This is a genomic window from Borrelia sp. P9F1 (assembly GCF_030436115.1).
Lineage (GTDB): Bacteria > Spirochaetota > Spirochaetia > Borreliales > Borreliaceae > Borrelia.
The window spans coordinates 633317-654723 of record NZ_CP129407.1; the positions used below are offsets into that span (position 1 = coordinate 633317).

At 34.7% G+C, this 21407-nt stretch carries 15 protein-coding genes and 5 tRNA genes; 15 read left to right on the forward strand and 5 right to left on the reverse strand.

Going from position 1 to position 21407, the window contains the following annotated elements; translation table 11 throughout:
• Positions 1–170: 170 nt before the first annotated feature.
• From QYZ68_RS03075 to QYZ68_RS03090, 4 genes are read left to right on the forward strand one after another with little or no spacing between them, the layout of a single operon-like run.
• Entirely contained in the window at positions 171–1613 is a 1443-nt protein-coding gene (locus QYZ68_RS03075; RefSeq protein WP_301384109.1) for a cysteine--tRNA ligase, read from the forward strand.
• Positions 1614–1617: 4 nt separating this feature from the next.
• The gene (locus tag QYZ68_RS03080) at positions 1618–3183 is read left to right on the forward strand and encodes a DNA-binding protein (RefSeq protein WP_301384110.1); all 1566 of its coding nucleotides are present in this window, start codon (positions 1618–1620) and stop codon (positions 3181–3183) included.
• Entirely contained in the window at positions 3173–4426 is a 1254-nt protein-coding gene (glyA, locus tag QYZ68_RS03085) for a serine hydroxymethyltransferase (protein WP_301384112.1), read from the forward strand. The genes QYZ68_RS03080 and glyA overlap by 11 nt, the downstream gene beginning before the upstream one ends.
• Positions 4427–4451: 25 nt before the next feature.
• Positions 4452–5201: a J domain-containing protein gene (locus QYZ68_RS03090; protein ID WP_301384432.1), complete on the forward strand. Its 750-nt coding sequence runs from the start codon at positions 4452–4454 to the stop codon at positions 5199–5201.
• Between the two features lie 65 nt (positions 5202–5266).
• Here the strand turns inward: QYZ68_RS03090 and QYZ68_RS03095 are convergent, their stop codons facing one another.
• Positions 5267–7069, reverse strand: a complete 1803-nt coding sequence (locus tag QYZ68_RS03095; protein ID WP_301384113.1) for an integrin-binding adhesin P66 family protein — start codon at positions 7067–7069, stop codon at positions 5267–5269.
• A 260-nt stretch (positions 7070–7329) separates the two neighbouring features.
• The gene (locus tag QYZ68_RS03100; RefSeq protein ID WP_301384114.1) at positions 7330–8832 is read right to left on the reverse strand and encodes a lactate permease LctP family transporter; all 1503 of its coding nucleotides are present in this window, start codon (positions 8830–8832) and stop codon (positions 7330–7332) included.
• A gap of 74 nt (positions 8833–8906) precedes the next feature.
• On the opposite strand from QYZ68_RS03100, the gene QYZ68_RS03105 reads away from it, so the two are divergent.
• The 11 genes from QYZ68_RS03105 to lon all read left to right on the forward strand — a co-directional run bounded on the left by QYZ68_RS03105 (position 8907) and on the right by lon (position 18934).
• Positions 8907–10100, forward strand: coding sequence for a D-alanyl-D-alanine carboxypeptidase family protein (locus tag QYZ68_RS03105; protein ID WP_301384115.1), 1194 nt, complete (start codon positions 8907–8909; stop codon positions 10098–10100).
• A gap of 8 nt (positions 10101–10108) precedes the next feature.
• Positions 10109–10600 carry a chemotaxis protein CheD gene (locus QYZ68_RS03110; RefSeq protein WP_301384116.1) on the forward strand — a complete coding sequence of 164 codons (492 nt, stop codon included), beginning with the start codon at positions 10109–10111 and terminating at the stop codon, positions 10598–10600.
• Positions 10601–11362: 762 nt separating this feature from the next.
• Entirely contained in the window at positions 11363–12784 is a 1422-nt protein-coding gene (gene pepD, locus QYZ68_RS03115; RefSeq protein WP_301384118.1) for a beta-Ala-His dipeptidase, read from the forward strand.
• A gap of 97 nt (positions 12785–12881) precedes the next feature.
• Positions 12882–12956: transfer RNA gene (locus QYZ68_RS03120), tRNA-His, on the forward strand.
• A 12-nt stretch (positions 12957–12968) separates the two neighbouring features.
• Positions 12969–13042 (forward strand) — tRNA-Arg (locus QYZ68_RS03125).
• A gap of 58 nt (positions 13043–13100) precedes the next feature.
• Positions 13101–13181, forward strand: a tRNA-Leu gene (locus QYZ68_RS03130).
• Between the two features lie 6 nt (positions 13182–13187).
• Positions 13188–13259: transfer RNA gene (locus QYZ68_RS03135), tRNA-Gly, on the forward strand.
• A gap of 41 nt (positions 13260–13300) precedes the next feature.
• On the forward strand, positions 13301–14647 hold the full coding sequence (gene tig / locus QYZ68_RS03140) for a trigger factor (protein ID WP_301384119.1): 1347 nt from the start codon (positions 13301–13303) through the stop codon (positions 14645–14647).
• Between the two features lie 14 nt (positions 14648–14661).
• Positions 14662–15246: an ATP-dependent Clp endopeptidase proteolytic subunit ClpP gene (gene clpP / locus QYZ68_RS03145; RefSeq protein WP_301384121.1), complete on the forward strand. Its 585-nt coding sequence runs from the start codon at positions 14662–14664 to the stop codon at positions 15244–15246.
• 18 nt (positions 15247–15264) lie between these two features.
• Positions 15265–16551 carry an ATP-dependent protease ATP-binding subunit ClpX gene (gene clpX / locus QYZ68_RS03150; protein ID WP_301384122.1) on the forward strand — a complete coding sequence of 429 codons (1287 nt, stop codon included), beginning with the start codon at positions 15265–15267 and terminating at the stop codon, positions 16549–16551.
• On the forward strand, positions 16526–18934 hold the full coding sequence (lon, locus tag QYZ68_RS03155) for an endopeptidase La (protein ID WP_301384124.1): 2409 nt from the start codon (positions 16526–16528) through the stop codon (positions 18932–18934). Before clpX ends, lon begins: the two co-directional genes overlap by 26 nt.
• 210 nt (positions 18935–19144) lie before the next feature.
• Here lon and rpsD read toward each other — a convergent pair whose 3' ends face one another.
• The 3 genes from rpsD to QYZ68_RS03170 form a co-directional block, all read right to left on the reverse strand.
• On the reverse strand, positions 19145–19771 hold the full coding sequence (rpsD, locus tag QYZ68_RS03160) for a 30S ribosomal protein S4 (protein WP_301384125.1): 627 nt from the start codon (positions 19769–19771) through the stop codon (positions 19145–19147).
• Between the two features lie 26 nt (positions 19772–19797).
• Positions 19798–19870: transfer RNA gene (locus tag QYZ68_RS03165), tRNA-Met, on the reverse strand.
• A 58-nt stretch (positions 19871–19928) separates the two neighbouring features.
• Entirely contained in the window at positions 19929–21299 is a 1371-nt protein-coding gene (locus tag QYZ68_RS03170; protein ID WP_301384127.1) for a cation efflux transmembrane domain-containing protein, read from the reverse strand.
• Between the last annotated feature and the right edge of the window lie 108 nt (positions 21300–21407).

Below are 21407 nucleotides of genomic sequence, written 5' to 3' on the forward strand. Positions count from 1 at the left end.
ATTTTAGAAATCATCTTGTTAAGTGGATTGTAAAAATTTCATCAATTGCATTGTTAATAAGTTTGTTAAATTATGGGTTTTATAATAGACTTGTATGGTAAGCTAGTTTGGGATTTTTAAACGGGAATTTTTGTCTTGTTTTCTACAAGAGTTGGCTTTTCACAGAGTATATGATTCTTAAGTTATATAACACAAAGACAAGGGGTTTATCTGAAGTAAAAAAGATTGAAGAGACTAAAGTCTATGCTTGTGGCCCTACTGTTTATAATTATGCACACATCGGTAATCTTAGAACTTATATTTTTGAGGACTTGCTGGTTAAGTCTTTAAAGCTTTTAGGCTATAGTGTCAATTATGCAATGAATATTACTGATATTGGACACTTAACGGGTGAATTTGACGAGGGTGAAGACAAGATAGTTAAGGCTGCACGAGAGAGAGGACTTACAGTTTACGAGATTAGTAGGGTTTTTACGAAAGCTTTTTTTGGTGATTGTGAGAAATTGAATATATTGCGTCCTGATAATGTCCTTATTGCAAGTGAATATATAGCTAACATGATAGAAGTTGTCAAAGTTCTTGAGGAAAGTAATTTTACTTATTTTGTTAATGGCAATGTTTATTTTGATACTTCTCGTTTTAAAAATTATGGACAGATGGCTGGAATTGGTCTATTTGATACTAATAATTCTGTTTCCAGAGTTGAAGCAGATATATCAAAGAGGAATAAAACAGATTTCGTTTTGTGGTTTACAAATTCGAAATTTAGAGACCAGGAAATGAAATGGGATTCGCCTTGGGGATTTGGTTATCCAAGTTGGCATTTGGAATGTGCCGCTATGAATTTGGATTGTTTTAAGGATACTCTTGATATTCATTTAGGGGGCGTTGATCATATTGGAGTTCATCACATAAATGAGATAGCTATAGTGGAATGTTACTTGAAGAAAGCATGGTGTGACATATTTGTTCATGGTGAATTTTTGATTATGGGAGACGAAAAGATGTCAAAATCAGGGGGTAATTTTATTACCATTAAAGATTTGGAAAATGATGGATTTTCTCCTCTAGATTTTAGATATCTTTGTTTAACGGCACATTACAGAACACAACTTAAATTTACATTAAATAATCTACGAGCATGTAGGATCACTAGAGAAAATATGATTAATAGGTTAGCATCTATTTACTTTTCGCTAAATCAATCTGATATATCTTTGCTTGATAATACGGATAAGAATATTATTTCCTTTCAGGAGAGTGAGTATTATTGTAATTTTTTAGAAAAAATAGCTTTTGATTTAAGTATTCCTCAAGTTTTGGCTTTACTTTGGGATGTCATTAAGGACCCTGAATTAGATTCGCTTTTAAAGCTTAGGCTTGCATTTAAGTTTGATGAAATTTTATCTTTAAGTTTAAAAGATGAGGTTTTGCAGGCTATTAAGAGGGATGATGTGTATATTGATGATTGGATGAACGTTTTATTGGAAGAGAGACGAATTGCAAAGTTAAGAAGAGATTTTAATCGTGCTGATGAGATTAGGAAGTATTTTGCTTCTAAAGGGTTTGTTTTAATCGATACTCAAGAGGGGACTAGGGTTAGAAGAGGTTAGGGTATTGGCAAAATCTTTTAGTAGTAAGTATTTTGTTTTAGTCTTGATTTTTATCATTTTTTTGGGTTTGTTTATTCTTTCCGGTTTCTTATTTTATTTAAAACCTGTGATTTATGAGATATCGCCGATACCTGCTTCGCATGAGAATGTAATTGTAATTAGAGGGTATAATTTGGGGAATAAAATAGGGGACATCAATATTAATGATCACTATTTGATGAAGAGTAGTATCGTCAGTTGGAGAGACGAAGAAATAGTTTTCAGGATTACAGATGAAATAAATTCGGGACTTCTTTTCGTAAGAAGTGAGCAAGGGTTTAGCAATGAACTTTTTCTTGTGATTAGTAGGCAGGTTCCAGTTAAGCTTGAAAGTGAGAATAAGCCATTGCTTTTTGATGCCGAGAGATTAATCTTAATGACTAATATTCCTGTTACATTAAGGGGCAGGAATTTAGCATCGGATTTTTCTGTTGTTGAGGTATTTGTGCAAACGCAGCAGCATCTTTATAAAGTTCTTCCTCAAGATATATTGAAGATATCTGGAGATGAAATTGAATTTATTCCTCCAAAGACATTAAATCATAAAGGAGAGATCTTCTTATTGGTTGACGGAGTTAGGAGCAATAAAATTTCCTTTAATTTTAAGTCAAATTTTTTTAAGTGGACTTTAGGCGAGTTTAATAACTTTAGGATATCTCAAGAGATTTTTTTTGAGCAAGGTTCCGATAAAGATTCTAAGCTTAAACGGGATGATATTAATTTTAATGTTTTTTATTTAGGTCCCATTGAAAATGAGAGGCAAAAGATTAAGTTTTTAAATAATGGTGGTACTGGTCTGGATTTGAATAATTTGTTTTTTGAAAGTTTAAGAGTTAATAAACATTATTTGAAGTTCGAAGTTGAAGCTTATGGGTTAAGTTTGGAAGTAGTGGGTGATGGACAATTTTTATATGACATTAAGGTAAATAAAAATAGTGATACGAATGAATTTAAGACATATGTTTTAAATAAAAGGAACGATTATTTGTTGTATGATTTACTTGATTTAAGTCCAATTACTGCAAGAATGCGCGAGACAGATGGTGAGTCAGCTTATAAGTTGGCTAAATCTATTATCGATGCTTTAGTATTGTATTTTAAGATTACAGGTAATAATAGTATGAGCTTGGAGGAATCTATTAAGAGAAAAGAAATCTCTGAAGAAAATCTAATTACACTTACTAATTTATTGTTTTTACGGGAAGGCATACCTTTAAGAACAGCGGTTGGGTTTTATTTTGATTCTGAGTCTTCTATTCTTAAGAACCATACTTGGTGTGAGTTTTTTCTAGACTCCGTTGGGTTTATCTATTTTGATATAATAAAGGCGGTGGCATTTAAGAATAGTTCTAAATATTTCGTGAATATGTCAGAGAATTATATTCATTATGGGTATAAGGAGAGTTTTGATGATTACTTGCCTTTTAATGAATATATAGATTTAGGGTTGTTAAAATACAAAAGCTTAACAAATAGCGGTTATTCTCTGAATTATAGCTTGACTTTGGAGGAAAATATTAATGAGAGATAATGATCTATTTGATTTAATTGATAAAGAGTATAAGCGAGAGAAAGAAAATATTGGGCTTATTGCTTCAGAAAATTTTGTATCTTCAGATGTAAGGGAAGCTGTTGGGAGTATTTTAACCAATAAATATGCGGAGGGGTATCCTTTAAAGAGATACTATGGGGGTTGTTTCATTGTTGATGAGATTGAAAGCTTAGCCATAGCTAGAGCAAGAGAACTTTTTAGTGCAAATTATGCCAATGTACAACCTCATAGTGGATCGCAAGCTAACATGGCTGCAATAATGGCACTAATTAATCCTGGAGATAGAATCCTTGGAATGGAATTGTCCCATGGAGGGCATTTAACGCATGGAAGCAAAGTTAGTTTTTCTGGAATATTTTTTAATGCGTATTCTTATGGAGTGTCAAAGGATACTGAGACTATTGATTATGATGAGGTTAGAAAGATAGCTAAGGAGTGTAGACCTAATTTAATAATAGCAGGTGCTTCCTCTTACTCAAGGGAGATTGATTTTAAAAAGTTCCGCCAAATAGCCGATGAGGTTTCTGCTTATCTTTTATGTGACATTGCTCATACAGCAGGTCTTGTTGCCGCGGGCTTGCATAACTCGCCTATTGATGTTGCACATGTTACCACCAGTACTACCCATAAGACGTTAAGGGGCCCTAGAGGAGGTTTGATTCTTTCAGGCAAGGAATCTGGGAGAATGGTTAATTTTAATAAGAGGGAGAGAGTTTTGGAAAGTGCGATTAATTCTTGTGTTTTTCCAGGAACTCAGGGTGGGCCTTTAATGCATGTTATAGCAGGCAAGGCAGTGGCTTTTGGAGAAGCTTTAAGGAAAGAATTTAAAGATTATATTTCTAAAGTCATAGAGAATACTAAAGCGATGGCTGACTATTTTAGTGCAGAGGGTTTCAGAATTGTTAGTGGTGGGACAGACAATCATTTATTTTTAGTTGATCTTGGTGTTTTGGATATGACAGGAGCTGAAGCTGAGAAAATACTTGAAGGCGTAAACATTACGCTTAATAAAAACGCTATTCCTTTTGATTCAAAAAGTCCTTCTGTAGCCTCTGGTATTAGAATAGGAGCAGCGGCTGTTACTTCAAGGGGACTAGGTAAAGATGATTCTTTAAGGGTTGCAAGTTTTATTAATAGAGCTTTAAGGACTAAATCAGAAAGTGAGCTTGTAAGTATAAAGAAAGAAGTTATAGAATTTATTAGCAGTTTTAGTATGCCTTGATTTAATTTACAGGTCATTTGTTTTGATATCTAATTTGCTTCGAATTTTCTTTTTGTTGATATTGTTTATTTTTATTTTCAATCCCTTTGTTTTGAGTATATTTTTTATGTTTATTATTTTTTTAATAATTTCCAGTCTTTTAGGCGGATTTAGGATATATACAACAAGGGATTATTCTTATTCCAGGGCGAGAGAGTTCGAATTTTACAAGCTATCTTTTTTGCTTATGGCCAAGTTGATTTCTATTTTAGGATCAATTTCTGGGGAGCAATTAAATTATATTAACTTTATTATTAATTCTTTAAATTTATCCGAAAGACATAAAACAGAGCTCTACAATATATTTCATTTTTCAATCACTAAGAACAGAAATGCAGACAAGATATTGTACACATTAAAGCTTGGATATTTTCAACACAGAGATCTTTTTGTTTGGCTTGTTTCAGCGCTTAAAGAGATTAATAATTTGGCCAGATATAAAAACTCAGAGGGGGATAAATTCATTCTTTATGTTATTTCTTTTCTTGAACTTGATTTTGAAAGTTATAATACTTATAAAAATGTTAACATAGAGATCATTAATCCCTACGATGTAATGGGGTTGAAATACAACTCTAGCGATGATGATATAAAGAGAGCATATAAAAAATTGGTCATTCAATTTCATCCGGATAGATTTACAAATGATCCCATTAGGCAAAAGGAGGCCAGTGAGAAATTCATTAAGATTCGAGATGCTTATGAAAAGATATGCAAAGAAAGAAAGTTAAAATAAGAACATCTTTAAGTAATCCTTCTGACATAAGATTTGGTTACTCAGAAGGATTTATTTTTATTTAACTATTCGTCAAAAGCTACTTTAAATGATAGGAATACGCTTCCCGCTCTGTCCTTTTTTGCAAGAATATCGTTGGAATCCCATCCAAGTGTAATTGTTGTAAATTTTATTAGCTTTTCTAGGTCAAGCCCGGCTTTTAAGTATAATTTTTTGTCTGAACCTTTAAATGACCCCAAAATGTGAGTACCTACATATGGAGTTACGTATGACTTTGGTGATATAGATGCTAAAGGTATTGCGTAATCAACATACAAAGCAGCTCCGAGCTTAGCTGCGCTTACAAATGATACAGAAGGCTCATCCGATACGGGAGTAGTCTGGTTTAGAAGAGCAATGATGTCATCTACATTAGGCTTTTCTTTTAATAAGTCATAAATTCCACCCGAAATTATCCAACCAAGTCCAGGAATAATCCCCTTTTTGTTATCTTCGTAAGTTGATATTTCAACATTTAAAGTCTTAAATGATTTCTTTGCAATATCCTTTACTAGTTTCTTTCCAGAAGCTGGGTTATATAGATTTTGTCCATAATTAACTCCAACACCGATTCCAGATTTTTTATCTTGTTCTCCAAATACTCTTTTGCTATAAGAATCTTTTCCTTTAATAGAAAATGACTCTTTCTCGCCTTCATCCTTATTCCAGGCAAAACCTATGTTGGCTCCTACAGAGAATGCAAAATTGGTTTTTTTGTCTTGATTAAAGCCAAGTTTATTTTCTGCTGGATTGAACACCCCATCCTTATCATCTGGCGTATTTGCTTTCTTCGAAATGTGTCCAAATGTAGAAAAATCGCTAGCAAATAGATCTATTCCCAAATCAGATCCTGTTTGGAAAATTAAATAGGTATTCTTATTGTTTATCTTTGCAATCCCAAGCTTATATTGAAAACCAAGAGAAGCTATAATAGATGTGTTTGACAGGGTTGGAACGACTAGATCAGATCCAATCGTAGCTTTATCCTTCAATCCGTACGTTATAGACGATCGGTTGAACTTTTTATTTCCAAATGCACCTGATACTCCAAAATTTAATTCAAGTGGTGTTTCTGCTACTACAGTTGTACTGTCTTTTTCTAGCTCATTTTTTATTGGTTTCCATTTTACTTGAGTCCCGTAAAGCATACCAGTGTAAATGTTATTATAAGGCTTGTTTTTGTCGTTTAGTTTTCCATGGTTTCTATTACCCGTTCCCGTAGCTCCAATTGCTAGTATAAGTTCCAATTGAGGGATACTGTATCCAAACTGCAGTGTTCCTATCTTTTTGGCTGTACCTCTTGCAAGAATTGTCTTTCGCAAGGCCCTGTCATCGCTAGGGAACCCATAGTAGTCACTCTTGATGCTAGTCATTGGAGCATAGCTAAACAATGATTCTTGATTAAAATCAAAGTCAGTCATTGAGTTCATCTTAACGTAAAAATCATATACATTTATTTTTGCTACGATATCGCCTACATCAAGCTTAAAAGAGGCGTCCTTTTGTCCTTCAACCTTTAAAGCTAAATCCTCTATTTTAACGTAAGCCGAAAAGGGATCGTCTTTCCCCACTTCTGCATGTTTTTTAAATGGCAAAAACTTAATTCCTATTTTACTTTTGTTTTCCAAGCCAGGAACTTGTTCATCCATGTCTAGCCTAAACTCACTGGTGTTTTCAAATTCGAATTTAGGTTTCCATAGATCTAGGCTAAACGAATCCTTCTCTTCCTTTTTGTCTTGCGTTGTGACTTGCGTCGTGTCTTGTGCAAAACCCGACGTAAAAGCGATCAGCCACAGACCAAAAACGTATAACATCAGTTTTTTATTCATTTGTATCTCCTTTGTTGTAAGACTTAGGTTTATTATAAGTTTTAAATAATACTTCATCTTGAGGCATTACTCCTTGGATAAAAATTCAAGCACCCCCGACTCATGATATTAACATTTAAACCAAAATTCAAGTATTTTTTAGTTTGAACTGCTTATTTTCAAATAAGACTGAAAATTAATATTTTTTCAGTCTTATTTGAAAATGTTTTGACTTATTAATATTTTGCTACCCTTATTTATTTAAATATTTAATTTAAAATTTACCTTATAGCAAGATAAACTAATATCCCTGATATAATAGTGTAGCAAAGAGCATACACGATAGTTTTTGATAATAGCCTTCCTTCTTGCCCGATAAGACCTGCAGTTGTAGTTGCTATTGTGATATTTTGGGGCGAAATCATTTTCCCTCCTGTTGCTCCTGTTGTGTTTGCAGCTGCGAGCCAATAAGGATTGGCAGAGATGTTTTCTGCAATTTGTATTTGTAAGGGCCCGAACAAAATGTTTGACACAGTATCACTGCCTGTTAAGAAAGTACCAAGAGCGCCTATTAATGGGCTGAATAATGGGTAAAGTGTTCCTGTTAAAATGGAGATGCCATCTGCGATGTCTTTTATCATTCCACTATGTGTCATGAGCCTTGATATTGATACTATACAAACAATTACAAATGAAGATAAGGCCATTTTTTTTACAGTGATTATAAATACTTTCAACTGTTCAACCAAAGGAACACCTCTTATTGAGTAGGACAATATTGTTGCAAAAAAAATTAATAATCCTGGTGAGGTTATCCATTTAAAGTGTGAGGGAGCCGTCCCGGGATAAATTTCAAGAATGGTCTTAAAGCTTGACAGGTATTTATTTATACTGTGGAAAAGTGGAGAAACAATTACTATGAATGAAACTATTAGAATATAAGGGAGACAAGCAAGAAAACCTTGTTTTACCGATACTTTTTCAGCGGCATGAGCTGAGTCTTTTTTTTCGAAAAATTTTACATAAATTATCGTTATAATCATTGAGAGCATGCTTCCAAGTACTGCAGGAAGTTCTGGTCCCAATGCTCTTGATACATAAATTTGAGATACTGCCATTGATATCCCTGAAAGGAGCGTGAGTGTAAATACTCCCCTAAGACCAGCAACACCCCCGCCCGCTAGCATTACTAATATGAACGGTATGACCATAGTTGGAAGCATTAATTGCAAGGCAATATCAGACGATACTACTTTAACATCTAGTCCTGTTGATTGGGCTAGAGATATGATAGGGATACCTACAGAACCATATGCAGTTGAAGATGTATTCATGATAAGACATATAAGACAGGCAAAGATCGGCTCAAACCCTATTGCCATTAATATTGAGACTGGAATTGCAACAGCAGTACCATACCCCGCAACCCCCTCTAAAAAATTCCCAAACCCCCACGCTACAAGTAAAACAATGATTCGCTTATCAGAGGATACATTTGATAACATAGACTTTATGATTTTCATGTCATTTTGGCTTTCAGACATTTTATAAGTAAAAATAGCAGCAATAATTACGATAACTATTGGCCATATTCCCATTATTGCTCCTTCAAGTATTGCAAGACTTGTATTAGCTACCCCTAAATTTTTATCAAATATAACCATTACAGTAGTCACTGCTAAGCATATTAGTAACACACAGTAAGCTGGTTTTTTTAATATCCCAAGCCCAACGACTATCAGTATGATTGGTACTAAGGCTTTCATGAAATCGTAAGAATTCATAATGTATTTACTCCTTTATAAATTATCCTTAAGTTTATAATAAATTTTCACGCAATAATATATAATGTTACTGCATGAAAATTGTCTCGACTATGTTACAGATTTTAATTTTATCTGGTGAGCTTTTTTCAGTTGATTTGGTTGAGGTTGAAAGAGTGGCAAAGGACGCAAAGTCGGTTGTTCTTCTTGAGTATGATACTAAGCGCGTTCTTTATGCAAGGGGATCTAATTTAATTCTTCCACCGGCATCTCTTACTAAACTCGTCACAATTTATACTGCTTTAATTGAGGCAAGGAAAAGGAATATAGATTTTAAGAGCATTGTTCCTATTAGTGGAGCCGCGTCATATTACAATGCTCCGCTAAATTCTTCTCTAATGTTTTTAGAAGAAGGACAGAGGGTGAATTTTGAAGAATTACTTAAAGGGCTTGCGGTTGCATCTGGAAATGATGCTGCTGTAGCTGTTGCTGAATTTATGACGGGAGGAGATTTAGACAATTTTATTAATTTAATGAATATTAATGTCCTAAACTTGGGACTTTTGAATATGCATTTTGTTGATGCATCAGGATATAGCGATAGTAATGAAATTACAGCAATAGAAATGGCATTGTTTGCAAGATCCTATATAGAAAAATTCGAATTTATGCTTAGTATACATTCTCTTGGAAGTTTTATTTATCCAAAACCTGAAAATTTGGGAAATACGTATTCTTCAAAGGTGTTAAATTTGAAGCAACACAATAAAAACCTTTTAATACACAGTTATCCCTGTGCTGATGGGCTTAAGACAGGTTATATTGGGAAATCTGGTTTAAATATGGTTGCTACAGCCAAAAGGGGAGGAATGAGATTAATATCCGTTATTTTAGGTGTTAATAAGGGGATTGGCAATGTGGGAGAAAAAAGACGTGCTTTGATTGCTGAGAAGTTATTTGAATATGGGTTTAATAATTATCATAAATTTTCTTTCATTGTAAAATCAGAAGAAAGGGTCTATAATGGGGACACGAGTACAGTCGATATCTCGTCTAGGGTGCCTTTTAGGTATGTTTTTTCAAAAGATGAAGTTGGTAGAGTGAAGGTTTACTCCCGTGTGAGGGATTTGGTTGCTCCACTTGGTGGGGATGATGTGGTTGGAAAAGCTGAGTTTTTTTTGGATAACGATAAACTGGGTGAGTTAAGTTTGTTCAGTCGGTGTGTTAGGAGATTGGGATTTTTAAATAGTTTTTATAAGTTTGTTGTGAGTTTTTTCGAAAGAGAGTAATAGAGTCTATGTTAAGTCATTTTAATTTTAAGTTAAAAAGAGATGTTACGATAATAGTTCCGGGAGAAGCTTTTGTATCAAGTAATAGGGTTATTTCTACAATACTTGGGTCTTGTGTTTCTGTTGTCCTTCATGATGGGGTTCGTAATGTTATTGGAGCAAATCACTATGTTTTGGTTAAGTCGGATTCGGAGGTGTCTTCTTCACAGAAAGGTAGATATGGAGTTTACGCTATTCCTATGCTAATTGATGCCATGTTGGATAGTGGTTCCTCTAAAAATAATCTTAAGGCGAAGCTTTTTGGTGGGGCTAATTTCATGGCAGGGGGAGCTATAAAGGTGGGGTCTGAGAATTCAGAGTTTGCAGTTAATGTTTTGGCTAAGTACGGCATTCCGATTTTGAGTAAAGATTTTGATCAGTCTAAATCTAGGAAGATTTTTGCTTATCCTGAAAACTTTAGAGTTGTGGTGGAATATCCAGATGATGTCAAGGTTTTTTAATTTTGCTTAATGATCAGGTCAGGTAAGCTTATTAGTTTAGTACAAAGCTGTTACCACTATTGATGCGTCCCCTTTGACAATTATCGGTGTTGGAGTTGAAAAGGCAGGAGTTGTTGCTTATAGAATGACTTATCTTTTCGTGAGTGACATTGCTTAGAAAGAAGTTTTGGATCTTATCTTTACGATTTCTTTGATTTTGACGATCTCATCTTGAGTCCCAAAGAGATATTAAATGAAGAATTGGAGTTGCATCCTAAAGCGTAAATTTAGGACGTATTAGATATTATCATCTGGTTTTAGTTTTACCGAAAAAGATAATGCGGAGTTTAGCGAGAAACATTCAAACAGATAAAAATATGTTCTGATTTAAAGATAAAAACATTAATGTTAGTTTGATGACTGTGCATGCGGCTAAGTGACTTGAATTTGACGATGTGGTTTTTGCTGTGGATGAGGATAAATTAGAAGAAGGAAGACATGCTTTTATGTTGCATTTACTGAATCTAGGGAATCTCTTAAGCGTACGATGGCCATTAAAAGGAAACAAGATAAACAAATACCTGAACAAATTCCTTCAAAATCTGTTTCAGAGGTTCCAGAAAAGTTTTTAAGTCTAAGTATGAATGATTTTAGTAATCAAGATCGTTTCTCATAAGTTTAGATTTTGCATTCTAGATTGCATTTTAGTATTATGAAGTAGTTTTACCAAGCAAATGTATCTAGTATGGAATTTCTATTAACTTTTTTAATCAAGGAGTAAATATGGAACATATTGTAATTGATTATTTCAGAAGAATATCTCAAATACCTAGGTGTTCAAAGAATGTAGAAGGGATTAACAATTATATTAAAAATGAGGCTAAAAAATTTGGGTATCCTCTCAAGAAAGACAGCATAGGTAATATTGTGGTCAAGGTTAAGTCTAATGGTATTGTAAATTCAGAGCCTATTATTCTTCAAGCCCACACGGACATGGTTTGTGAGAAAAATGAGGATGTTGTTCATGATTTTAAGAAAGATCCTATTCATATAATTGAAAATGATGGATATTTGGTAGCATCGGGTACTACTCTTGGTGCTGATGATGGGATTGGAGTTGCTATGATGCTTGCTATTATGAGTGAGGCTAATAGCTTCAGACATCCTGAATTAGAACTTCTATTTACTGTTGATGAGGAGATAGGGCTAATAGGAGCCATTGGGCTTGATCCCAGTTTATGTAGTGGGAAGATGTTAATTAATCTTGATGGAGAGGAAGAGGGTTATTTCCTCGTCGGATGTGCTGGTTCTCGCCTTGTTAATATTAATTTTAAACCAAAATATAGAGTGAGTAAAAAAAATGTGGGAGTTGAGATTCTGTTCACTGGGCTTAAAGGGGGGCATTCTGGGGCAGATATTCATATTGATTTAGGAAACTCTTTAAAATTGATGTTTTTTGCTTTAAGTGAACTCAGATCAAGGATAGATTTTGATGTTGAATATATCTCTGGGGGGGATAAAAGCAATGCAATTCCTAGGGAAGCAAAATCTTTCATATTAATCGATCCTGAAGATTATGTTTCCCTAGAGAAGGAATTAGGATCATTCAAGCTTAAGGTAAAGAGAATGTATACTCTTGATTGTGATTTCAAGATTAAGCTAAAGAAGGTTAGTTTTTCAGGAATTGCTCTAGAAAACGTGGATCAAGATAAGATTTTAAATATGGGTATGGCCTTCTTACACGGGGTTCAGAAGGTTGAAGATTATGGAAATAGGCTTATTAGAACCTCTTTAAATTTTGCTAGTTTGTTGAAATTGAATGATGAATATCAGTTTGTCTTTACAATAAGGTCGTTGTTAGACATCGAGAAAGAATATGTTTTTAGTCATTTAAGGGCAATTAGTGGGCTTGCAGGAGCTAGATTTGAAATAGTATATGATTATCCCGCATGGAATTCGAATAAGGATAGTAAGCTTGTAAATCATCTTAAGAGTGTGTACAAAGGTATGTATTTAGAGGACCCAAGAACTATTGTGATTCATGCTGGCCTTGAGACTGGAATAATATCTTCAAAATTTGGAGGAATAGATTCAGTTACTATTGGTCCCTGGATTGAGGCTCCCCATACGCCAAGAGAGAGAGTCAATATTGAGTCAACTATTAGAGTTTATAATTTTTTAAAGACTAGTTTAGACAGTATGTAGGCTTTTTGTTTATTTTACTCGGGGATGGGTACGTAGTTTTGTTGACTTACATTTTAAATGTATATAAAATGAAGTTGCGTGTAATTTAAATGTAATTGGTGGTTGTAGCTCAGTTGGTAGAGCACCGGATTGTGGTTCCGGCTGTCGCGGGTTCAATCCCCGTCAATCACCTTGGGTTTGTGATGCACTCATAGCTCAATTGGATAGAGCATTGGACTTCGAATCCAAGGGTTGCAGGTTCGAGTCCTGCTGGGTGCGAAATGTAGGGTGTTTGTGCTTGAAAAAGCTTTTTAAGTTTTGTATACTACCTAGGAATGCAGGAGTGGTGAAACTGGCAGACACGCTAGACTTAGGATCTAGTGCCTTTGGCGTGTGGGTTCGACTCCCACCTTCTGCAAGAAATGCGAAAGTAACTCAGGGGTAGAGTGTCACCTTGCCAAGGTGAAAGTCGCGGGTTCAAATCCCGTCTTTCGCTTAAGTGTTTATTGCTATAGTTTGTTTTTTTAGAGGAATTGTGTGATATTAAGTAAGGACGTGAGGTTGCTTTCGGACTCTAGGGTAGAGGCTGTTGTTAGAGTTTCTAGGGATTTTGTTAAAGGTAAATATGATGAGTTTTTAAGGGATTATTCTTCTCGCCTCAGAGTACAGGGGTTTAGGGTGGGGAAAGTGCCTTTTGGTGTTATTGAGAGTAAATATTCTGATAATTTAAGGGCTTTGACTGTGGAGAAGGTTATCCGTGAGTCTTTGGAAGATCTTTTCAAGAGTGTCGTTTATAAACCGTTGGCTTATGCTACTCCTAAAATATTGGAAGAGAAGTTAGATGTAGATTTTGAGAAGGATTTTGAGTTTACTGTTGCGTATGAGGCTTATCCTGAATTTGAAGTACCAGATATTGCTGATATTGTTGTAGAAGTGCCTGAAGTTATTATTTCTGATTCTGATGTTGAAGACGGTCTTAAGCAATTACAGGCAGAGAACTCGATTGTTGTTGAGGATAAAGGTAGCGTTAAGAAGGGTAGTATTGTTAAGGTTGATTTTGTTGAGCTTGATGATTCTTTGGGAGAGATATTATCGACTAGAAGACAAGATTTTGTCTTCACTGTGGGGGATTCTAATAATTATTATGGGTTTGATGAAGATATCATTGGAATGAAGAGGGGCGAGGAGAGGGTCGTAGAGAAAAGTTATGATGAGGGATATAGGTTTAGGGAGCTTGCGGGTTCTGTTAAAAAATTGAAGATTACTGTTGCAGACGTTAAAAGACGTGATGTTCCTGAGCTTGATGATGATTTTGCAAAAGATGTTAATGATAGTCTTAATACGCTAGAAGAACTTAAGGAACGCATAAGAGTAGATATGTTAAAACTTGTAGAGGAGAAGAAGGAGGCTCTTAAACTTTCAAAATTTTTGTTTGGGATTGCAGAGAAGTTGAGTATAGAAATTCCTCCTTCCATGCTTGAAGCTGAGCTTAACAATGCTTTAAGTAAATTTTCAGAGCAGAGTAAGATCAGTGTTGATCAGGCTAGAAGTTCTTTAAGTGAATTAGAAAGTTCGGATGATGTTTTTAAGGAAAAATTGCTTAAGAATTTAAAGTCTAGGTTAATTTTGCAAAAGATTGTAGCTGATGATAGCGAGGAAGTTACGGATGCTGATTTGGATTTGGAGTTGGCTAGACAGGCTGAAAATACAAGGATGAAATTGGCAGAGATTCGAAAATTTTATGAAGAGAGAGATTTAATACAGATTTTGAAGGATGAAGTTAAGAGCCAAAAGGTTAGGAGTAAGATTTTAAAAAATGTCAAAGAAATTAGAGCTAAAAAAATTTCTTTCAAAGATTTTTTAAATAGTGAAATGGGTGAGTAATGACACGAGAGTATATGTATAATTTAGTCCCTACTGTTGTGGAGCACACGGGGAATTATGAACGGGTCTTTGATATATATTCAAGATTATTAAGGGATAGGATAATTTTTTTAAGCGGTGAGATTAGCGATGTTAAGGCAGATACGGTTATTGCACAGCTTCTTTTTTTGGAATCTGAGAATTCTGACAGGGATGTACATGTTTATATAAATTCTCCGGGGGGCAGTATAACTGCGGGGCTTGCAATTTACGATACTATGCAGTATATCAAGCCGGATGTTAGAACTATTTGTATTGGGCAGGCAGCTTCAATGGCTGCGTTTTTGCTTGCAGGGGGCACTAAGGGAAAAAGGGAATCACTGTCATATTCAAGAATAATGATTCATCAGCCTTGGGGAGGAATAGGGGGACAGGCTAGTGATATTAGCATACAGGCAAATGAAATCATAAGGCTTAAGGGATTGATAATAGATATTATGTCTAGTAGACTGGGGGTTTCTAGGAAGAAATTATCTCTTGATATTGAAAGAGATTACTTTATGACACCGAGTGATGCTCTTGTTTACGGAATTATTGACAATATTTTGGAGAGGAATTAATTTTGGATAACGTGTTATATGGCAAGAAATAAGAATCAAAAGATTGAGGAATGCTCTTTTTGTGGTCGTGTTAGGGCCGAAAAGGAGAAAATGATTACAACGAAATCTGTTACTATTTGCTTTGAATGTTCTAGGGGGTGTTACAATCTTTTTCAAGAAGAGGCTGGTAGATTTGTGAATAGTAAGTCATATGAAGAACTTCCATCTCCTAAACAACTAAAAAATCATCTTGATAAATATGTTATTGGACAGGAAGATGCAAAGAAGGTTTTGTCTGTGGCTGTTTATAATCATTATAAGAGAATATTTAGAGGTAGTGCGATTGAGGGTGGAATTGAGCTTGAAAAATCTAATATATTGATTGTTGGGCCTACTGGGAGTGGAAAAACTTTGCTTGCTAAGAAGTTGGCTGATGAGATGAATGTTCCTTTTACTATTGTGGACGCTACAACGCTTACTGAGGCTGGTTATGTGGGTGAGGATGTTGAGAATATTTTACTTAAGCTTATTCATGCTGCACAGGGAGATATAGGGTTTGCGGAGAGAGGTATTATTTATATAGACGAGATAGATAAGATTGCCAAGAAGGGTGAGAATGTCTCAATCACTAGGGATGTGTCTGGGGAAGGGGTTCAGCAGGCTTTGCTGAAAATCATTGAGGGTACTGTTGCTAATGTACCACCAAGGGGAGGCAGGAAACATCCTTATGAGGATACTATTGAAATTAATACGCAGGATATACTTTTCATATGCGGTGGGGCTTTTGTAGGACTTGAAAAGATTATTCAGAAAAGAATTAACAAAAGCGCTATTGGATTTTCATCTGCTGATAAAAAAGAGATTGAAGGGGATAATTTTTTAAAATATTTAGAGATGGAAGATTTAGTTAAATTTGGACTCATTCCGGAGTTTGTGGGTAGGCTTCCTGTGCATTCTTATCTTGAGGGGCTAGGAAAACAAGATTTGATTAAAATATTAATTGAACCTGATAATTCTATTTTAAAGCAATATCATCATATGTTTAAAATGGATAATGTCGATCTTGTATTTGAAAAGGATGCAATTGATGCTATTGCTGAGGAGGCAATGAGTAAGAATACGGGTGCAAGAGGTCTGCGTTCTATTTTAGAAGAGTTGCTTAAACATACGATGTTTGAGGTACCTTCGATTAAGCCAGCAAAAAAAGTTATTGTTACTAAAGAGTCTGTTTTGAGTAAAAATATTGAACCATTAATTCTGACGGGGAAACAGGTCAATAAGGTTTGGCCGAAAGAACTTTATGAAATCAATTCTAAGTCTAATTAGTGCTAGAAAAGAGGATATTCCGGTTGTTTTTTTAGGACAAAGTGTTTTTTTCCCAGGCGTGACTTTATGGACCACTTTTTACGATAGTGTTGCTGTTAGTGCTATTTATCAGGCTATGTTAGAGAGTAGGCTGGTTTTGTTTGTCTATGTTAATAATCCTAAATCTAATACTTCTGAAAAGATTAGTTTAAAAAATGTGTGCTCTGTTGGTACTTATAGTAAGATCATTCAGGTTGTAAATGTTGCTAAAGATTCAATAAAAGTTTTAGTCGAATGCCAAGATAGGGTTATTATAAGAAGTCTTATTAAGAAGAGTACTTATTTTAGGGCTAAGGTTGATTTTATTCCTGATGAGAGTGAATTTAGTAGCAAATTTTTTATTTATTCTAAGTTCTTAAGAGAAACTTATGAAACATACAGGTCTTGTCTTTCTGCTAAAGAATTGGATGATGGCAATGATAGTATCAATTTTTTTGATAAGCCTACTAAACTTGTTGATGTGTTAGCCTATAATGCTAAGTTGGAATACGGTGTAAAGTTGGAGCTTTTACAAGAATTGGATGTGCAAATTAGAATGGAGAAATTAATTGTAAATTTAAACATTGAGATTGATCTTTTAAGTCTTAAGAAAGATATTAAGTCTAAAGTTAACGATAGGCTTAATAAGGGGCAAATAGAGTATTTTTTAAATGAACAAATGAAAGAAATACAGAAAAGATTGGGGAAAGACGAGGCCGAATATCTTGATAAATTGAATTCTAAGAAAATTCCTGAAGATATTAAACCAAGAATCGAGAAGGAAATATCTAGGCTGTCCTCCATGAGCTCAAATTCTCCCGATGTCAATATTGTTAGAAGTTATGTTGATTTGTTGCTTGAGCTGCCTTGGAATGAAGATACTGTTATGGATAACTCTTTAGGTGATATTGAATTTGTTTTAAAAAATGGACACTATGGGATGAATGAAGCTAAAGAGAAAATAATTAATTTTTTAGCTGTTTATCATATTAATTCTAGAATTCAAGCACCTATTTTATGCCTTGTAGGGCCTCCTGGTACCGGAAAGACTTCCATTGCCCTATCTGTTGCCACCTCTCTTTCTAGGAAATTTGCAAAAATTTCTCTTGGGGGGATAAGGGACGCAGCAGAGATTAGAGGACATAGAAGAACTTATGTTGGGGCTCTCCCAGGGGTTTTTATTAACGCAATTAAAGTGGCGGGCAAATCTAATCCTGTAATTTTACTTGACGAGATAGATAAGATTGATAATTCTTATAGAGGGAACCCAGAGGCCGCTCTTTTGGAAGTATTGGATGCGGAACAGAATTCCAAATTTGTTGATCATTATTTAGAGATTCCTTATGATCTTTCTAATGTGTTATTTATTGCAACAGCTAATTCCATTCATGGAATTTCTAAACCTCTTCTTGATAGAATGGAAATCATTAAAATAGAAGGGTATTCTTATATTGAAAAATTAGAAATTGCAAAAAAATTTTTAGTGCCGAGTATAATCAGGGAAAGTTTTTTGAGTAAGGTCTATATAAAAATAGAAGATGATGTTATTTTGCACATAATCAAAAAATACACCATGGAGTCTGGCGTTAGAGAACTTAAGAGGGCTTTGACTAATTTGTTTAGAATGGTTGTAAGGGAATTGCTTCATGCTTATTCTAGAGAAGATATAATTGAGGGTAATTTTTATTTTCCTAGTTCCTTAATACATGAAAATAATTCAATTTTTACGCACGATCCTGATATTCCTGGTATTTATAAGATAATTAATATGAATAATTTTCATGTCTATGTGGATCGTGAGTACAACTTGAATTTAATTAAGATTGATTCTCCTGGATTTGTTTATGGTCTTGCTTGGACAAACTATGGAGGTGCTGTACTTCCTGTTGAAGCTATTAAATTTGAAAAGAAAGGGGATGTTATTTTAACAGGTAGTCTTGGATCTGTTATGAAAGAGAGTGCTCAACTTGCTTATTCTGTGGTGAAAACTTATTCGTCTAAGCTTAACTTTGATATAAATGAGATTCCTGAAATTCATTTACATTTTCCAGAGGGTGCTACGCCAAAAGACGGGCCCTCGGCTGGAGTCACTATTGCAACAGCAATAGCTTCCATACTATCTGAGAAAAAGATTTCTTTGGATCTTGCAATGACAGGAGAAGTTACTCTTAAGGGGGCCATTCTTCCTGTGGGAGGTATTAAGGAAAAAGTACTTGCAGCTTACAGGAGTGGCATAAGCAAAGTTATAATTCCTAAGGACAATAAGCGAGACTATGTTAAGCTTCCTGATGAGATTAGAAACAGCATGTGCGTTAAGTATGTGTCCCATTTGGAAGAAGTTTTTGATTATTTAAAAATTATCTAAAATTTGCTATAATTAGGCTCACTAAGGAGGGGTTGTATGAAAGACGGAGTCAGGAGACCTTCGGGGAGCAGAGCGTCGTTTAACGCACAGGGTCCTACTAAGAATCCAGGCAGGGCCGGATCTTCAACCTTCCCCAAAGCTAGCTTCGGGAAAGGTTTTACTAAAGGCAGAAAGAAGGGTAAGTAACACAAGCGAGTAAAACGCAAAGCCTCATGCCCTCTTAGAATAATACTCAACAACCATTTGCTCATTAGCGAGGGTAGGTATTTCGTCCCTCGCCGGAGGGCGTGTGACCTTCACTTGCAAAGCATCAGCGTTCACTTCTATCCAAGTTGGAAGATTTCGAAGGGTCGATGTCTTTTCTATATTAGATCTAATCAGTTTTTTCAGGCTATCCTTTTCCTTTACCCGTAACTCATCGCTCGTTCTTAAAGTAATAGACGGTATTGTAACCCTTCTTCCATTAAGTATGATCACCCCATGCGAAACTATTTGTCTAGCATGAGCTCTTGAAATAGCAAACCCGGCCCGATACACAACATTATCAATTCTTCTCTCAAGCAAAGCCAAAAGGTTGTGTCCCGTAACTCCGTGATGTCGCTTTGCCTCCCTAAAAATATTAGTCAGCTGTCTCTCGCTTACCCCATAAGTAAACTTAACCTTCTGTTTCTCTACCAACTGCTTCCCATACTCAGTGACCTTCCCCTTCCTAGATTTTCCATGCATTCCCGGTGGACTAGGCTTCCTCTTCAGTAGTTTATCGTACTTAGGCTGTTCAAATATATTAACACCAAATCGCCTAACCATCTTACCCTTGGCTATACTCTTCCTATTCATTCATTCTCCATGTATTAAAATTAACATAGCAGGGATAGGACTCGAACCTATGACCTTCGGGTTATGAGCCCGACGAGCTACCAACTGCTCTACCCTGCGTCTTACAGCTTAGCATATTAACACAACTTTATCTGAAGTGTCAATTCATTTTGTTTCATCATATTAAAATGTACATTTCATATATTTCCTTGTGTTGTTTTTTAATTATTTCTTTTGTTGTCTCTATTTGTTTTATCAAGCTTTTTAAATCACTCTCATGGTTTAAATCTAATTTTGCATAAAGATTTAAATGATTCCCCTCATGAGACAAATTGAGTTCTTTCAAGTTTATTTTGGTATTTTTCAATGTGTCTTTTATCTCTCTTTTTAAATCTATGTCTTGTTTTGAGAGAATTTTATTAGCGTTTTTTAGTATTACGTGAAGTCCTTCTTTAATGATTATAAAACTAATAAATATAGATATGATTTTGTCAAAACCTGTCCACACATAATTTGCAAGTAATAAACTTAATGTAGTACCTCCGTGGGAAAATATACAGTTTTTATCAGCTGATGAGAGTGCTAAGAGTAGGTAGTTATTATATCTTTTTCCAATCTGGAATTTTACTAAATATTCGACCATTTTTACTATGAAAAATATAAAGGGTACTAATGGTATCCAAATGCTTTTCTTAAAAGATTTATTTGAAAATATTTCAAGTATATTATTCTTATCCTCTTCGTGATGGTTGTGTGAATGGGAATGTTCGTGGTCATGGAAGTGATTGTGTTCGTGGTCGTGAAAGTGGTCGTGTCCATGCCCATGATCTTCAAGGTGGGTAGGATGGTAATGAATGTGGAATCCAGATTCGCCCCCAAGGCTAATTAATTTATTCAGGCCCGTTGAGTTTAAAAATATCGTAAACCCCGCTACTATTATGATTATCCCTATGATAAATGATATTAAATTTTCCATTTTTTTATATCCGTAAGGATAATAAATTGTCTCAGGCTTATTTGTAATTTTGAGACTGAAGTAGGTAATTGCTGATAACACAAAATCTGAGAGGACGTGAAAAGCGTCTGCTATAAGTGCAAAGGAATTGAAAAGTATTCCTACGGTAAGTTTAGAGGCGATGGAAACTACTTCTGCTAGTACTGAGACAAGTCCAATCCCCATTATGAACTTATCTTTTCTGATCTCAGGTGTTAAGTCCTTTTTATATACGTTATTGTTACTTATAAAACCTAAGCTTCTAAGATCTTCCTCTACTTCAGCAATTTCGCAGGAAATTTTTTGAAGTTTATTTTTTTTTCCATAATAAATTAAATTATTGAATACTATTTTTTCTATTCCCTCTGCTTTAAAGTTTGGATCGATATAAAAATCTTTAACTTCGATTTCTCTATCTTTTGTTTTTGCTTTAATGTACGAAACGGCTTTAGCATGATTTTCTATATAAGCTATGTAGAATTCAGCTTGTTTTAGGCTTTTAAGATTTAAATTCACATATTTGCTAATATTTTTGTTATTAATGACCTTAACCATACTTGCACCTTCCCTTGCTTTTATTGCATAATTTTACATGTGAGTATAGCAACATTTTTTTTTATGTTCAATGAATTTGTTAATATTTTAAATAATGGATTTATTAAT

Bases quoted from the DNA above. Each gene is read 5' to 3' on its own strand.
- QYZ68_RS03100 (WP_301384114.1), bottom strand. From the start codon at position 8,832: ATGAATTCTTACGATTTCATGAAAGCCTTAGTACCAATCATACTGATA.
- lon (WP_301384124.1), top strand. From the start codon at position 16,526: ATGAAATCAATTCTAAGTCTAATTAGTGCTAGAAAAGAGGATATTCCG.
- QYZ68_RS03095 (WP_301384113.1), bottom strand. From the start codon at position 7,069: ATGAATAAAAAACTGATGTTATACGTTTTTGGTCTGTGGCTGATCGCT.
- QYZ68_RS03105 (WP_301384115.1), top strand. From the start codon at position 8,907: ATGAAAATTGTCTCGACTATGTTACAGATTTTAATTTTATCTGGTGAG.
- rpsD (WP_301384125.1), bottom strand. From the start codon at position 19,771: ATGAATAGGAAGAGTATAGCCAAGGGTAAGATGGTTAGGCGATTTGGT.
- QYZ68_RS03170 (WP_301384127.1), bottom strand. From the start codon at position 21,299: ATGGTTAAGGTCATTAATAACAAAAATATTAGCAAATATGTGAATTTA.
- glyA (WP_301384112.1), top strand. From the start codon at position 3,173: ATGAGAGATAATGATCTATTTGATTTAATTGATAAAGAGTATAAGCGA.
- clpX (WP_301384122.1), top strand. From the start codon at position 15,265: ATGGCAAGAAATAAGAATCAAAAGATTGAGGAATGCTCTTTTTGTGGT.
- clpP (WP_301384121.1), top strand. From the start codon at position 14,662: ATGTATAATTTAGTCCCTACTGTTGTGGAGCACACGGGGAATTATGAA.
- QYZ68_RS03075 (WP_301384109.1), top strand. From the start codon at position 171: ATGATTCTTAAGTTATATAACACAAAGACAAGGGGTTTATCTGAAGTA.
- QYZ68_RS03110 (WP_301384116.1), top strand. From the start codon at position 10,109: ATGTTAAGTCATTTTAATTTTAAGTTAAAAAGAGATGTTACGATAATA.
- pepD (WP_301384118.1), top strand. From the start codon at position 11,363: ATGGAACATATTGTAATTGATTATTTCAGAAGAATATCTCAAATACCT.